This window comes from Sphingomonas changnyeongensis (assembly GCF_009913435.1).
Lineage (GTDB): Bacteria > Pseudomonadota > Alphaproteobacteria > Sphingomonadales > Sphingomonadaceae > Sphingomonas_B > Sphingomonas_B changnyeongensis.
This window is the reverse complement of sequence record NZ_CP047895.1, coordinates 1,146,604-1,160,392: the sequence shown is the minus strand read 5'-3', so window position 1 is coordinate 1,160,392 and position 13,789 is coordinate 1,146,604. Positions and strand designations below refer to the sequence as shown.

Sequence of the window (13,789 nt, the reverse complement as noted above, 5' to 3'; positions counted from 1 at the left end):
CGCCCTGATGCTGACCCATATCCAGGTGCGCGGCGCGCGCGAGCACAACCTCAAGGGCGTCGATCTCGATCTGCCGCGTGACCGGCTGATCGTCATCACCGGCCTGTCGGGATCGGGCAAAAGCTCGCTCGCCTTCGACACCATCTATGCCGAAGGGCAGCGGCGCTATGTCGAGAGCCTGTCGGCCTATGCGCGCCAGTTCCTCGAGCTGATGCAGAAGCCCGATGTCGACCATATCGAGGGGCTGTCGCCGGCGATTTCGATCGAACAGAAGACGACCAGCCGCAATCCGCGCTCCACCGTCGCCACGGTGACGGAGATTTATGATTATATGCGCCTGCTCTGGGCGCGGGTAGGCGTGCCCTATTCGCCGGCCACCGGCCTGCCGATTGCCGCGCAGACGGTCAGCCAGATGGTCGACCGGGTAATGGCGCTGCCCGAAGGCACGCGGCTCTATCTGCTCGCCCCGGTGGTGCGCGGCCGCAAGGGCGAATATCGCAAGGAAATGGCCGAATGGCAGCGCGCCGGCTTTACCCGCGTGCGCATCGACGGCCAGTTTCACGATATCGAGGACGCCCCGGCGCTCGACAAGAAATACAAGCATGACATCGAGATCGTGGTCGACCGCATCGTCGTGCGCGACGGGCTGGCGGCGCGGCTGGCCGACAGTTTCGAACAGGCGCTGAAGCTGGCCGACGGGCTGGCCTATGTCGATCCGGCCGACCCCGCCCCCGCCGACGCTGCCGGCCAGAGCGCGGGCATGAAGCTGGATTATGCGCCGCCGGGGCGGATCGTGTTTTCCGAACGCTTTGCCTGTCCGGTGTCGGGCTTCACCATCGCGGAGATCGAGCCGCGGCTGTTCAGCTTCAACGCGCCGCAGGGGGCGTGCCCGGCCTGTGACGGGCTGGGGGAAAAGCTGATCTTCGATGAAGATCTGGTGGTGCCCAACCATGCGCTCAGCCTGAAAAAGGGCGCGGTCGTGCCCTGGGCCAAATCCAACCCGCCCAGCCCCTATTACATGCAGGTGTTGGCCAGCCTGGCCAGGGAGTTCGGCTTTTCGCTCGACACACCCTGGGGCGAACTCCCCGCCGAGGTGCAGCGCGCGATCCTGCACGGCACCGATGGCAAGGCGGTGACGCTGCGCTTCATCGACGGGCGCAAATCCTATGAGGTGAAAAAGCCGTTCGAGGGCGTGATCGGCAATCTCAACCGCCGGCTGCTGCAAACCGAAAGCGCGTGGATGCGCGAGGAACTGGCCAAGTTCCAGTCCGCGCGCCCGTGCGAAACCTGTGGCGGCGCGCGGCTGAAGCCCGAGGCGCTGGCGGTGAAGCTGAACGGCAGCGACATTTCATCGGCCACGCGCCTGTCGGTCGCCGATGCGCTGGCGTGGTTCGAGGCGGTGCCGGCCAGCCTGTCGCCGCAGCAGCAGGCGATTGCCGGCCGCATCCTCAAGGAAATCACCGAACGGCTGGGTTTCCTCAACAATGTCGGGCTGGATTATCTGAACCTTGACCGCACATCGGGCACGCTGTCGGGCGGGGAAAGCCAGCGCATCCGGCTGGCCAGCCAGATCGGATCGGGCCTGTCGGGCGTGCTCTATGTGCTCGACGAACCGTCGATCGGCCTGCACCAGCGCGACAATGACATGCTGCTCGCCACGCTGAAGCGGCTGCGCGATCTGGGCAACACGGTGATCGTCGTCGAGCATGACGAGGATGCGATCCGCGCCGCCGATTACATCGTCGACATGGGCCCGGGTGCGGGCATGCATGGCGGGCAGGTGGTGGCGCGCGGCACGCTCCCTGAGCTGCTCGCCCATCCCGACAGCATCACCGCCGACTATCTGGCCGGCCGCCGCGCGGTGCCGCTGGGCGACAGGCGGCGCAAGGGCAATGGCCGCAAGCTGACCGTGCACAATGCCCGCGCCAACAATCTGAAGGGCGTGACCGCATCGATCCCGCTTGGCACCTTCACCTGCATCACCGGCGTGTCGGGATCGGGCAAGTCGAGCTTCACCATCGACACGCTGTTCGCGGGCGCGGCGCGCACGCTCAACGGCGCGCGCATGGTGGCGGGCGCGCATGACCGGATCACCGGGCTGGAGGCGCTCGACAAGGTGATCGACATTGATCAGTCGCCCATCGGCCGCACGCCGCGATCGAACCCGGCCACCTATACCGGCGCATTCACGCTGATCCGCGACTGGTTTGCCGGCCTGCCCGAGGCGGAGGCGCGCGGCTACAAGCCCGGCCGGTTCAGCTTCAACGTCAAGGGCGGGCGGTGCGAGGCGTGCCAGGGCGATGGCGTGCTCAAGATCGAAATGCACTTCCTGCCCGACGTCTATGTGACGTGCGATGTGTGCCACGGCGCGCGCTACAACCGCGAAACGCTGGAGGTGAAGTTCAAGGGCAAGTCGATCGCCGATGTGCTCGACATGACGTGCGAGGACGCGGCGGAGTTTTTCAAGGCAGTGCCGCCGATCCGCGACCGGATGGCGATGCTGGTCGAAGTGGGGCTGGGCTATATCAAGGTCGGGCAGCAGGCGACGACGCTGTCGGGCGGCGAGGCGCAGCGGGTGAAGCTGGCCAAGGAACTCAGCCGCCGCGCGACCGGCAACACGCTCTACATCCTCGACGAACCGACGACCGGCCTGCATTTCGAGGACGTCCGCAAACTGCTCGAAGTGCTGCACGCGCTGGTCGAGCAGGGCAACAGCGTCGTGGTGATCGAACATAATCTGGACGTCATCAAGACCGCCGACTGGATCATCGACCTCGGCCCCGAAGGCGGCGTGAAGGGCGGCGAAATCGTCGCCCAGGGCACGCCGGAACAGGTCGCGAAGGCGGCAGGGAGCTATACGGGGCGGTATCTGGCGCCGTTGCTTAAGGTGCGGAAGGCGAAGGCAGCGGCGGGTTGATCACTCCGTCAATGGAGCCGGCATCATTTTCACGAGGAGATTTTTCTAAACGCGCTGCACCTCGCCCATATGTTTCAGTGGAGTTCGTGATCGCTAAATCAAGCAGAAGAAATCGACCTTCACCCCGAGGGCCGCGCTGCCCGCCTTGTAATCCGCCCTCCGCACCCCATATCCGCCTGGCTACAGTCGCATATCGACGGTTTTCGGCGCTTTGCGGCTCCCTCTTCCTTCTATCCCTGCCCTGAGCACAGGGGCGCGCGACAGTCGCGTGGCTCCCCAGACAGAAGGAAGCATCCCATGGCCATCACTGGCACCGTCAAGTTCTTCAACGCCGACAAGGGCTATGGCTTCATCGCCCCCGATGGCGGCGGGCAGGACGCATTCGTCCACATCACCGCGCTTGAGCGCGCGGGGCTGGCCACGCTCAACCAGAATGACCGCGTGACCTATGATCTGGAACAGGATCGCCGCGGCAAGATGGCCGCGTGCAACCTGCAGACGGCAGACTAAACCCCGTGCCGGGGCGGGTTCTGCCCGTCCCGGCCGGACGCCCGGCCTGAACCTTCAGTCCCAACCTTCAGGCCCCGCCTTCAGCCGCCGCACGCCCGCTCTACCGTCCGGCCCTGCCTTCCGGCCCGCGCTTTCCCCCTTTTTGCGAAAGGCCCTGTCATGGCCCAGGCCAGCTACCGCGAACTCGCCGCCCGCGCCCGGCAGGAAGCCGATGTCGCGACCCTCGCCAATGTCCGCGAACGCGCGCTGCGCGCCGAGGCGGCATGGCTTGAAATGGCCGCGCGGCAGGACCGCAACGAACAGGCGCGCATCGCCCGCGCCCCCGCCGATCACGACGCCGCGGCCCGCACCGGCACGGAACAGGGCGAGAGCGACGGCAACGCCGCCGACACGCCCGCCATCCCGCTGCGCTAACCCACGCGCCCGGGCGGCGCTGTCGCCGCCGCGCCTCAGCCATCAGGCGTCCCCGGATCGCCCCCGCGCGCGTCAGGCGATCAGCGCGGCCATCGCCTCCACCAGCGCATCCTTGTCCAGCCGGTAAGCGCGGTAGAGATCGGGCAGATCCCCGGTCTGGCCGAACCGGTGGACACCCAGCGGCGCGACACGCTGCCCAATCACCCCGCCCAGCCATGACAAGGCCGCCGGCGCGCCATCGGTGATCGTCACCAGCCCCGCCCCCGGACCCAGCGGCGCGAGCAGGGTTTCGACATGGCTTGGCCCCTGCGCCGCGCCGCCCGTCCAGCGCGCCGCCTGTGCCGCCGACCAGCCCCGGTGGAGCAGATCGGGCGAGGTGATCGCCAGCAGGCCAAGCCCCGGCAGGTCTTCGGCCATCGCCTCCCACGCCGCCATCGCCTCCGGCGCGACCGCGCCCATATAGACGATCGCCGCGCGCGCGCCGGGCGCGGGGGCCTTCAGCCAGTATCCGCCCTTGACCGCGCCGTCGCGCCAACCGTCATCGGCGCGCGCCACCTGATCCAGCTCGCGCGTCGTCAGCCGGAAATACAGGCTCTCGCCCCCGTCCGCCTGCATATGCGCCAGCGCATGGCCGAACAGATGCGCCAGTTCATCGACAAAGGCCGGTTCATAATGGGTCAGCCCCGGCTGCCCCATCGCGATCAGCGGCGGGTTGATCGACTGGTGCGCGCCGCCTTCCGGCCCCAGGGTCAGGCCCGATGGCGTCGCGACCAGGATGAAGCGCGCATCCTGGTAACAGGCATAGTTCAGCGCATCGAGCCCGCGCGCGATGAACGGATCATAGACGGTGCCGATGGGGATCAGCCGCTCGCCAAACAGCGGCGCAGCAAGGCCGAGTGCTGCGAGCATCAGGAACAGATTATTCTCCGCAATGCCCAGCTCGATATGCTGGCCCGCCGCATTCGCCCCCATTTCTGCGCCGAGGGGATGCGCGCGGCGCGGAACACATCGGCCATGTCCTGCCGCCGGAACAGCGCGCGCTGGTTCACCCAGGCGCCCAGATTGGTCGATACGGTGACGTCGGGCGAGGTGGTGACGATGCGGTCAGCCAGCGGATGGCCCGATTTGGCCAGGTCGAGCAGGATGCGCCCGAACGCCGCCTGCGTCGCCTGGCGCGCGCCCGCCGGCGCGGGGATCGCCGGCACCGGCACCGGCTCCGCGCTCTGCCGGCTGTGCCCGGCCAGCGGCGTGGCGGCGATGATCCGCTGCGCCGCTGCGCGGGCATTGTCGCCCAGCCCGGCCCATGGCTCCCACTCCGCGCCCGGCGCGATGCCCATTTCGGCGCGCAGCTGGGCGATCTGATCGGGCGTCATCAGCCCGGCATGATTGTCCTTGTGCCCCTGAAACGGCAGGCCATAGCCCTTGATCGTATAGGCGATGAACAGGGTCGGCACATCGTCGGCCGACCGCGCGAACGCCTCGGTCAGCGTTTCGACGCAGTGGCCGCCCAGATTGGTCATCAGCCGCGCCAGCGCCGCATCGTCGCGCGCATCGAGGATCGGCCGCGCCTGCGGAATGTCCGCCGCCAGCCGCGCCCGCCACGCCGCCCCACCCTGATAGGTGAGCGCGGCAAACTCCGCATTGGGGGTGGTGTCGATCCAGTCGCGCAGCGCGTCGCCGCCCGGTTCGGCAAAGGCCGCGCGCTGCAGCCGGCCATGCTTAAGCGTCTCGACCCGCCAGCCACAGGTCTCGAAGATATCGTCGAACCGGCGGAACATCCGGTCCATCGTCGTCGCATCGAGCGACTGGCGGTTATAGTCGACGATCCACCAGCAGCGCCGGACATCGTGCTTATAGGCCTCGATCAGCGCTTCATAGATATTGCCCTCGTCCAGCTCGGCATCGCCCATCAGCGCGATCATCCGCCCGGCATCCGCCTCGTCCACGGCGCGGTGGGCGATCAGATAATCCTGAACCAGGCTGGCAAAGGCGGTGACCGCGACGCCCAGCCCGACCGACCCGGTCGAAAAATCGACCGGAATCCGGTCCTTGGTGCGGCTGGGATAGCTTTGCGCGCCCTGAAAGCCGCGAAAAGCCTCCAACTGGGCGCGGGTCTGCCCGCCCGCCAGATAATGCAGCGCATGCAGGATCGGCCCGGCATGGGGCTTGACCGCCACCTTGTCGCGCGGGCCGAGCGCCGTGCAGTAAAGCGCCGTCATGATCGTGGAGATCGACGCACAGCTCGCCTGATGCCCGCCGACCTTCAGCCCGTCCCGGCTGTCGCGCAGATGATTGGCATTGTGGATCGTCCAAGACGCCAGCCAGCGCAGGCGGGCGTCGATCAGTTCGAGCGTGGCGATATCGGCAGGGGTCATCCCGGCCCTTTGGCAGATCGCGGCGCGAAAGGACAATGGCCAAGGCGGCGACCCGGCAACGCCGCCCCGCCCGTCCCGTCCCGTCAGAAGCTGGCCCAGCCCTCGGCTTCGCCGCCTGCGCCCTCGGCCATGGCGGGCGCTGCCCGCTTGGCAGGGGCTGTCGCGCGCGGCGCGCGGGCAGCCGGCACAGCGGCGGCTTGGGGCCGGCGCGCCGGTGCCCGGCCGGTATGAAACTGCCCGGCCTTGGCGGTCATCGCCGCGACCTCGGTGGTCAGGGTGCGCGCGGCGGCCGAGGTCTGCTCGACCATCGCGGCATTTTGCTGGGTCGCCTGATCCATGCTGGCAACCGCGCTGCTGATTTCGGTGATCGCCGAGGCCTGGGCCTCATTGTCGTTCGCCATCGCGGCCAGCAGCTTGTGGACTTCGCTGACATCGGTCGAAATCGCCGCCAGCGCGCCATCTACCTTCTGCACCGCCTCGACCGCGGTGCCGATATCGGTCTGGGTCAGGGTCAGCTGGTCGCGCGCGCGCTTGGCCTCTTCCTCGGCGCGCATGGCGAGCGCGGAGACGAGATCGGCGACGACCGCAAAGCCGCGCCCCGCCTCGCCCGCGCGGCCCGCCTCGACCGCCGCGTTCATCGCCAGAACGCGCGTCTGGAACGCGATCTTGTCCAGCCCCTCGATCACGCTGTCGATGCCCTTGGCGCTGTCCGACACCCGCTCCATCGCTGCCACCGCGCCATCGGCGATCTCGCGGCCGCCCGAGACGGTCGCCGATGCCTGATCGGCGCGGGCGACGGTGCTGGTCGCCGCCTTGGCCGTCGCCTTCAGCCGCCCGTCCATCGCCGAGATCGCGGCCGAGGTCTGTTCAAGGCTCGCCGCATTGCCCTCGGTGCGGCGGGCAAGATCCTCGGCCGCCTGCGAGATTTCGGTCGATCCGGTCTCGATCTGGTTCGCGCTGTCGGCGACCGCCGCGATCAGCTCGGCCAGGCTCTTGAGCGCGGCGTTGAAATGGTCGCGCAGCGCCGCATAATCGGCCGGGAAAGACCGGTCGATCACCGCCGTCAGATCACCATTGGCGAGCGCGGCCATATGCTGGCCGAGCGTCTCGACGACCATTTTCTGCTCGGCATCGGCGCGCTCTTTCTCCAGCACCAGCCGTTCGCGCTCGATCGCCGCGTCGCGCAGCACGACGACCGCCTTCGCCATGTCACCCACCTCGTCGCGCCGGTCGCCGCCGGGGACATCAGTGTTGGTCTTGCCCGATGCCAGCCGCGCCATTGTGTGGCCGATCAGCGCCAGCGGCCGGGTGATGCCCAGGCACGACACCACCCAGCCGGCAGCAAAGCCGCCCAGCGTCGCCAGAATGGCGACCACCAGCGCGGCGGTGCCGTCGCGTTCGGCCTCGCGCGACAGGGCCAGCGCCTGCGCCGTGGCCTGGGCGACGTTGCGTTTGTTGGACGAGACCGCGATGTCGCGCGCGGCATCCAGTTCGCGCACGGCCGCGCCCATGCCGGCCGCCGAACGGCGGGCAATCGCTGCCGATGACAGCGCATGGATGCGGTCGAGCGCGCGGTCGACATCCCCGATCGCCGCCGCCATGTCCGGGCGCATCGTGCGCAGCTGGGCGATTGCCTGCTGTGCCTCGGCATAGGACCGCGCCTCGGCAGCGGCCAGCTGCGCCGCCGCCTGCGGTTCAGCCGCGACCCGATAGCCGTAAAAGACCATCTCGGTCGCCAGCCGCTGCACACGGGCGAACAGTGTGCCGCTGGGCAGCCGCGTCTGCACCAGCTCGGTAAAGCCCTGGTTGGTCCGCGAAAGGCCGACATAGCCCATCGTCGCAACGCCGATGCACACCAGCCCGGCGATCAGCTGGATGATCTGGATCTTGGTCGAGATACGCAGCACCGAAAGCAGCTTGATCATCGTCCCGGTCTTTCCGCACGGGCCGTATCCGGGTGCGGCGATGCGCGCGACCGGCAGCGGGCCTCAGGTCACGGACCAGGCCGGGCCGACCATGTTCCGCGCCCCGGTCAAGATCCGCCTCTCCTGATTCACCATATATGCGGCCCGGCCAGCCGCGTGGCGACGCAGCCATGAATAATGGTGCTTGCTGCAATACATCTGGATCATGGACAGCCTTGATGACTGAACATAAGCCTTTGCTTTTCTGAAGATGCGCACCCTATTTCAGTATCATGTGATCTGTCGTGCTTACATATGCAGGCGTCAATTCATCACGACAGCCGCATATTCCAGCTGACCGACACTGCCAGCCAGCCCCGGACTCAGGCCGGGTCGGCCGGAAACATGGTGTCGACCACGGCCTTCAGTCCGATCGCCTGGCGATCGGCGTAAAGCCGGCCGAGCGCGACCAGACCGCGCCCCAGATCGCCGGTAAACTGCCAGCGCACCGCGCCTTCGAACCGGCATCCGGACAGATGCACCGGCCCACCGCCATATTCGAGGACGACGTTGCGAAAGATGCAACGTTCAAACCGGCCGCCGTCCAACCTCACCAGCCGGTCCTCGAACAGTGTTTCGTGATGATCGAGCGTATCCAGATCGTTCAAGGCGATATCCCCCTTCGGCCAGCTTATCGCTGCCGGGGAGTTGCGCAAACAGGCCCTTCGGGCATATTGCGCTTGGCAGCCGCCCCCTCCCCTCCAAAAGGCGGCTGACAGACAGGAGACCGAAATGCGTGGAATGGCCTTCGGACTGGGTATCATGATGCTGGGCATGGCCGGTGCCGCCCAGGCGCAAACCAACCCGAACTTCGTGCAATGTGCGGTGTGCCATTCGGTCAAAGCCGGCCAGAACAAAATCGGCCCGCATCTGGCGGGGATCGTTGGCCGCAAACGCGCCTCGGTCGCCGGCTACAGCTATTCGGCCGCGATGAAGGGCAAGCCCGGCGTGTGGACCGAAAAGGAACTCGACCTTTACCTGACCAACCCGCGCAAGCATGTGCCGGGCACCAAGATGGCCTTTGCCGGCATTCCCGATGCCGCCAAGCGCGCCAAGCTGATCGCTTATCTGAAGACCGTCAAATAAGCGTCATCCAGAAACTGAACGTCGCGGGGCAGCCCATAAAAACGCTGCCCCGCGTCGATGACGATGGTCTGGCCGGTGATGGCCGGCGAATCGACCAGAAACCGCAGCGCGCCGACAATGTCGTCAGGGCTGACGCCCCGCCCGAGCGGGTTGAGCCGGTGAACCTGGTCGAAATTCTCCCCGCTCTGCGGACCTGAGACCAGCGTGACGGCGGGGGCGATCCCGCACACGCGCACGCCGCGGGGGGCAAGCAGCCGCGCGACCAGTTCCATCGCCCCGGCAAGCGCGAACTTGGATACCGAATAGCTGAAGAAATCGGGATTGGGCTGGACAAGTTTGGCGTCGAGCAGATTGACGACCAGCGCATCCGTGACTGCAGAGGCCGCCACCGCATCGGCAAAGGCGCGCGCCAGCAGCACCGGCGCACGGGCGTTGATCGCCATATGCCGGTCCCAGCCTTCCGCCGTGAAATCGTCGAACCCGTCCAGATCGAACCCGGCGGCACTGTTGACCAGCAGACCGGGCGGCGGGGCCCCGTCGAGCGCCGCCATCACCCGCTGCCCGGCATCGGGGGCGGCGAGATCGGCACCGATGGCGGTGCCGCCCAGCTCCGCCGCCAGCGCCTCGGCCTCGGCGGCGGAGCTGTTGTAATGGATGACGACATGCCAGCCATCGGCGGCCAGCGCCCGGACGATCGCCGCGCCGATGCGGCGCGCGCCGCCGGTGACGATCGCGGTGCGCCCGCGCGGGGCGCGCGGCTGTGCTCCGGCCCCGGTCATGCGCCAACCCCGGTCATGCGCCAGCCGACTCGCGCGCGGCGATGGCGGCATGCCAGCGGGCGATGGCGGGCGGGAACGCCCCGTCCGACAGCCGCGTCGCGACCGCAAAGTCGAGCGTGACGAACGCGCTCAGATCGGCAAAGCCGAACGCATCGGTCGCCAGCCACATCCGGTCGGCAAGCCGCGCCTCCAGCCGGTCGATGAAACAGCCCCACATCGCCTGACCGCGCGCGACCAGCTCGGGGATTTGCGGCATTTCGGGCCAGCGGCCGGCAAGCGCCCGGCCCACCATCGCCCGCGAACGGTTGCGGAACGCATAGACGACGGCGGCATAGCCCTCATGCTCAACGATGCGCGTCCATTCCTCGGTCGCCGCCTGGTCGATCGGGGTCGCGCCGAACAGGCAGGGTTCGGGATGCAGCGCCTCGAAATAGCGGCAGATGGCGACCGAATCGGCAATCGCCAGGCCATTGTCGAGCACCAGCACCGGCACGGTGCCGCGCGGGTTGATGCGCAGGAAATCGGGATCGAACTGCCCGCCCGCGCCCAGATCGACGGTCACGCGTTCGATGCCCGCAGCGGCAAGATCCACGCCCTTTTCAGTAAGAAACATCCGCACGCGCCTGGGGCTGGGCGCCCATCCGGCATCATAGAGTTTCATCGTCCCTCCCCGCGCCGCGCTTGCCGCTTCCATTCTGCGCATTTGGCGTTAAAGCGCCGCGCGCCGGGCGTCCATGCCCGTTGGAGCCCATTCCCGTTTGCGCCAACCCCCGTTCAGGACGCCGCCGCCCGTGTTCACGCTCAGCCCGCTTGCCGATGCCGATCCGGTCGCGATCGAGACGCTGCTCGATGCCGCGTTCGGCACCGACCGCCATGGGCGCACCGCCTATCGGCTGCGCACCGGCAGCATGGCCATCGAACCGCTCAGCTTTGCCGCGTGGATCGACGGGCAGCTGGCCGGCAGCCTGCAAAGCTGGCCGGTCGAGCTGGCGGTGCCGGGCGAGGGTGCGTGGCCGCTGGTGATGGTCGGTCCGGTCGCCGTCGCCCCCGCGCAGCAGGGGCTGGGCATCGGCAAGGCGCTGATGGCAGCGCTCGTCGATGCGTTCGCCGCCGGGCCTTGGACCGGGATGATGATGATCGGCGACCCGGAATATTATGGCCGGTTCGGCTTTGCCGCCGCCCCGGCCACGGGCTGGCGGATCGACGGCCCCTATGAACAGCGCCGGCTGCTGGCACGGCTGAAGACCGATTACCCGGCGACCGGGGATCTGCGCGCGGCGATACGGCCCGCAAACTCCGCCGCGGCCTGAACAGCCGCCGCCCAGCCGCGCAACAGGCTGGCGCAGCCGCGCCAAAGCCCTATCTTGGGGTGGTGATGGCCGACATGTCCGATCTTCCCGCCGATCTGTCCCGCCTGTCGCTGGCCGATATCGCCCGGCTGGCCGCAGAGGCGAAACTGCCCCCGGTCGCCAGCTGGAACCCGCCGCATTGCGGTGACAGCGAGATGCGCATCGCGCGCGACGGCACCTGGTATCATCAGGGTTCGCCGATCGGCCGGCCGGCGATGGTCAGGCTGTTTTCGACCATCCTGCGGCGCGAGCCGGATGGCGGCTATGTGCTTGTGACGCCGGTTGAAAAGCTCGACATCGCGGTCGAGGATGCGCCGTTCATCGCGGTCGAGGTGGCAAGCGAGGGCACGGGGCGCGACCGCCGCCTCGCCTTTCGCCTCAACACCGGCGATCTGATCGTCGCCGGGCCGGCGCATCCGCTCAGACTCGTCGAGCGGGCGGACGGGCCGCACCCCTATCTGGCGGTGCGCCCCGGCCTTGACGCGCTGGTCGCCCGCCCGGCCTATTACGAACTGGCCGGCTGGGCGATAGACGAGGCTGGCAACGAGGGTGGCGACCCGCCCGGCCTGTGGAGCGACGGCGCCTTTTTCCCGTTCGCCGCTGCCGCGTGACGCCGCCGCTCGCGCGCGAACTCGCCGCCGCGCTTGCCCGCCCGGCAGCCGGGGCGACAATCGCCGGCGACGGCCTGCCCGCCGACCGCGACACCGGCGCGCCTGTCCACCCCGCCGCGGTGCTGATCGCGGTGACCAACCGCGCCCGGCCGGGCGTGATCCTGACCGAGCGCAACGCCGCGCTGCGCCGCCATGCCGGGCAGATCGCCTTTCCCGGCGGCCGGATCGATCCCGGCGAGGATGTGGTGACCGCCGCACTGCGCGAGGCGCATGAGGAAATCGCGCTGCCGCCCGACCGGGTGAGCCTTGTCGGCGCGATCGATCCCTATGTGACCGTCACCGGCTATCATGTCGTGCCGGTGCTGGGCGTCGTGCCGCCCGATCTGCCGCTGACCCCGGCGGAGGCGGAGGTCGCCGACTGGTTCGAGGTCCCGCTCGATCATCTGATCGATCCCGGCAACCAGTTCGAGCGCGAGATGGATTGGCAAGGCGCGCGGCGGCGCTACTGGGAGATCCCATGGCAGGAACGGCGGATCTGGGGCGCGACGGCGGCGATGCTGGTCAATCTGGGGCGGCGGCTGCGCGGGTAGATCTGCCCCCGGCCGGCTGGGACGCGGACGGGCTGGCGCGGCTGATGGCGGCATTGGGCGGCGCGGACGGGCAGGCGCGCTATGTCGGCGGCTGGGTGCGCGACGCGCTGGCCGGAACGCCGCCCGGCGATCTCGACATCGCGACCGCCCTGCCCCCGGCTGAGGTGATCGCCCGTGCCGAGGCCGCCGGCCTGTCGGTCTGGTCGAGCGCGTCGGGCCTGCAGCACGGCACCGTCGGGGTGGTGATCGGCGGCAAGGGGGTCGAGGTGACGACGCTGCGCCGCGACGTCACGACCGACGGGCGGCGGGCGACCATCGCCTTTACCGATGACTGGCGCGAGGATGCCGCCCGGCGCGACTTCACGATCAATGCGCTGTCGGCCAATCCCGTCACCGGCGCGGTGCATGATTATTTCGGCGGCCTCGCCGATCTGGCGGCGGGCCGGGTGCGCTTCATCGGCGATGCGCGCGCGCGGATTGCCGAGGATCATCTGCGCATCCTGCGCTTCTTCCGTTTCCATGCCCGGTTCGGGCGCGGGCTGCCCGATGCCGAAGCCTATGCCGCCTGCACGGCGCGGGCGAACGACCTGATGGCGCTGTCGCGCGAACGCATCGCCGATGAACTGATGAAGCTGCTGGGCGGCGCGCGGCCGGCCGGGGCGATCCGCGCGATGATCGAGGGCGGCGTGCTCCGCCCGGTGCTGCCCGAAATCGATGCCGATGGCGCGGCGCGGCTTGAGGCGCTGATCGCCGCCGAGGATGCAGCCGGGATCGCCGGGGACGCGGTCCGCCGCCTCGCCGCGCTGCTGCCGCCGGATGCCGCGCGCGCCGACCTGATCGCCGCGCGGCTGAAGCTGTCGAACGCCGTCCGCAAGCGGCTGGGCGCGGCGCTGGCGATGGATGCGGAGGCGCGGCCGCGCATCCTCGCTTATCGGCTGGGCAGCGGCGGGGCGACCGACCGGCTGCTGCTTGCCGGGCGCGCGGCCGATGCAGCGGCACTCAGCGGCTGGACGCCGCCCCGGCTGCCGGTGTCGGGCGGCGATCTGGTCGCGCGCGGGCTGGATGCCGGGCCGGTGGTCGCCCGCGCGCTGCGCGAGGTCGAGACGCTGTGGCTGGACGAGGATTTTCCGGATGCCGCGCGGGCGCGGGCGATCGCTGATCAGGTCGCGGGCCGGATCAAGCTGGAGCGGTGAA

At 68.9% G+C, this 13,789-nt stretch carries 12 protein-coding genes and 1 pseudogene; 8 read left to right on the top strand and 5 right to left on the bottom strand.

Annotated elements, in window-relative coordinates; genetic code table 11:
* The first annotated feature begins 7 nt into the window (after positions 1-7).
* The 3 genes from uvrA to GVO57_RS05770 all read left to right on the top strand — a co-directional run bounded on the left by uvrA (position 8) and on the right by GVO57_RS05770 (position 3,841).
* On the top strand, positions 8-2,917 hold the full coding sequence (uvrA, locus tag GVO57_RS05780) for an excinuclease ABC subunit UvrA (protein ID WP_160592365.1): 2,910 nt from the start codon (positions 8-10) through the stop codon (positions 2,915-2,917).
* Positions 2,918-3,214: 297 nt separating this feature from the next.
* Positions 3,215-3,427, top strand: coding sequence for a cold-shock protein (locus GVO57_RS05775; protein ID WP_160592364.1), 213 nt, complete (start codon positions 3,215-3,217; stop codon positions 3,425-3,427).
* 159 nt (positions 3,428-3,586) lie between these two features.
* Complete coding sequence (locus GVO57_RS05770; protein ID WP_160592363.1) at positions 3,587-3,841, top strand: hypothetical protein; 255 nt, start codon at positions 3,587-3,589, stop codon at positions 3,839-3,841.
* Positions 3,842-3,913: 72 nt separating this feature from the next.
* Here GVO57_RS05770 and GVO57_RS05765 read toward each other — a convergent pair.
* The 3 genes and pseudogenes from GVO57_RS05765 to GVO57_RS05755 all read right to left on the bottom strand — a co-directional run bounded on the left by GVO57_RS05765 (position 3,914) and on the right by GVO57_RS05755 (position 8,788).
* A pseudogene (locus GVO57_RS05765) lies at positions 3,914-6,216 on the bottom strand (transketolase).
* A gap of 83 nt (positions 6,217-6,299) precedes the next feature.
* Positions 6,300-8,141 (bottom strand): methyl-accepting chemotaxis protein, encoded by a 1,842-nt coding sequence (locus GVO57_RS05760; RefSeq protein WP_233281492.1) that lies wholly within the window; start codon positions 8,139-8,141, stop codon positions 6,300-6,302.
* A 362-nt stretch (positions 8,142-8,503) separates the two neighbouring features.
* Positions 8,504-8,788 carry a hypothetical protein gene (locus GVO57_RS05755; RefSeq protein ID WP_160592362.1) on the bottom strand — a complete coding sequence of 95 codons (285 nt, stop codon included), beginning with the start codon at positions 8,786-8,788 and terminating at the stop codon, positions 8,504-8,506.
* Positions 8,789-8,912: 124 nt separating this feature from the next.
* Between GVO57_RS05755 and GVO57_RS05750 the strand changes: the two genes are divergently transcribed.
* Positions 8,913-9,266, top strand: coding sequence for a c-type cytochrome (locus tag GVO57_RS05750; RefSeq protein WP_160592361.1), 354 nt, complete (start codon positions 8,913-8,915; stop codon positions 9,264-9,266).
* Here the strand turns inward: GVO57_RS05750 and GVO57_RS05745 are convergent.
* Both GVO57_RS05745 and GVO57_RS05740 read right to left on the bottom strand, forming a co-directional pair.
* Positions 9,245-10,045, bottom strand: coding sequence for an SDR family oxidoreductase (locus tag GVO57_RS05745; protein ID WP_160592360.1), 801 nt, complete (start codon positions 10,043-10,045; stop codon positions 9,245-9,247). The genes GVO57_RS05750 and GVO57_RS05745 overlap by 22 nt on opposite strands.
* Before the next feature lie 13 nt (positions 10,046-10,058).
* Entirely contained in the window at positions 10,059-10,748 is a 690-nt protein-coding gene (locus GVO57_RS05740; protein ID WP_233281491.1) for a glutathione S-transferase family protein, read from the bottom strand.
* Positions 10,749-10,836: 88 nt separating this feature from the next.
* Between GVO57_RS05740 and GVO57_RS05735 the strand changes: the two genes are divergently transcribed.
* The 4 genes from GVO57_RS05735 to GVO57_RS05720 all read left to right on the top strand — a co-directional run bounded on the left by GVO57_RS05735 (position 10,837) and on the right by GVO57_RS05720 (position 13,788).
* On the top strand, positions 10,837-11,355 hold the full coding sequence (locus tag GVO57_RS05735; protein WP_233281490.1) for a GNAT family N-acetyltransferase: 519 nt from the start codon (positions 10,837-10,839) through the stop codon (positions 11,353-11,355).
* Between the two features lie 74 nt (positions 11,356-11,429).
* Entirely contained in the window at positions 11,430-12,005 is a 576-nt protein-coding gene (locus GVO57_RS05730) for a DUF1285 domain-containing protein (protein WP_160592358.1), read from the top strand.
* Positions 12,002-12,595: a CoA pyrophosphatase gene (locus tag GVO57_RS05725; protein WP_160592357.1), complete on the top strand. Its 594-nt coding sequence runs from the start codon at positions 12,002-12,004 to the stop codon at positions 12,593-12,595. Before GVO57_RS05730 ends, GVO57_RS05725 begins: the two co-directional genes overlap by 4 nt.
* A gap of 44 nt (positions 12,596-12,639) precedes the next feature.
* Complete coding sequence (locus GVO57_RS05720; protein ID WP_233281541.1) at positions 12,640-13,788, top strand: CCA tRNA nucleotidyltransferase; 1,149 nt, start codon at positions 12,640-12,642, stop codon at positions 13,786-13,788.
* The last annotated feature ends 1 nt before the right edge of the window (position 13,789 follow it).

Excerpts from the sequence above, each read along its gene's own strand:
- uvrA (WP_160592365.1), top strand. The coding sequence starts at position 8 with ATGCTGACCCATATCCAGGTGCGCGGCGCGCGCGAGCACAACCTCAAG.
- GVO57_RS05775 (WP_160592364.1), top strand. The coding sequence starts at position 3,215 with ATGGCCATCACTGGCACCGTCAAGTTCTTCAACGCCGACAAGGGCTAT.
- GVO57_RS05770 (WP_160592363.1), top strand. The coding sequence starts at position 3,587 with ATGGCCCAGGCCAGCTACCGCGAACTCGCCGCCCGCGCCCGGCAGGAA.
- GVO57_RS05760 (WP_233281492.1), bottom strand. The coding sequence starts at position 8,141 with ATGATCAAGCTGCTTTCGGTGCTGCGTATCTCGACCAAGATCCAGATC.
- GVO57_RS05750 (WP_160592361.1), top strand. The coding sequence starts at position 8,913 with ATGCGTGGAATGGCCTTCGGACTGGGTATCATGATGCTGGGCATGGCC.
- GVO57_RS05745 (WP_160592360.1), bottom strand. The coding sequence starts at position 10,045 with ATGACCGGGGCCGGAGCACAGCCGCGCGCCCCGCGCGGGCGCACCGCG.
- GVO57_RS05740 (WP_233281491.1), bottom strand. The coding sequence starts at position 10,748 with ATGCGCAGAATGGAAGCGGCAAGCGCGGCGCGGGGAGGGACGATGAAA.
- GVO57_RS05730 (WP_160592358.1), top strand. The coding sequence starts at position 11,430 with ATGTCCGATCTTCCCGCCGATCTGTCCCGCCTGTCGCTGGCCGATATC.
- GVO57_RS05720 (WP_233281541.1), top strand. The coding sequence starts at position 12,640 with ATGGCGGCATTGGGCGGCGCGGACGGGCAGGCGCGCTATGTCGGCGGC.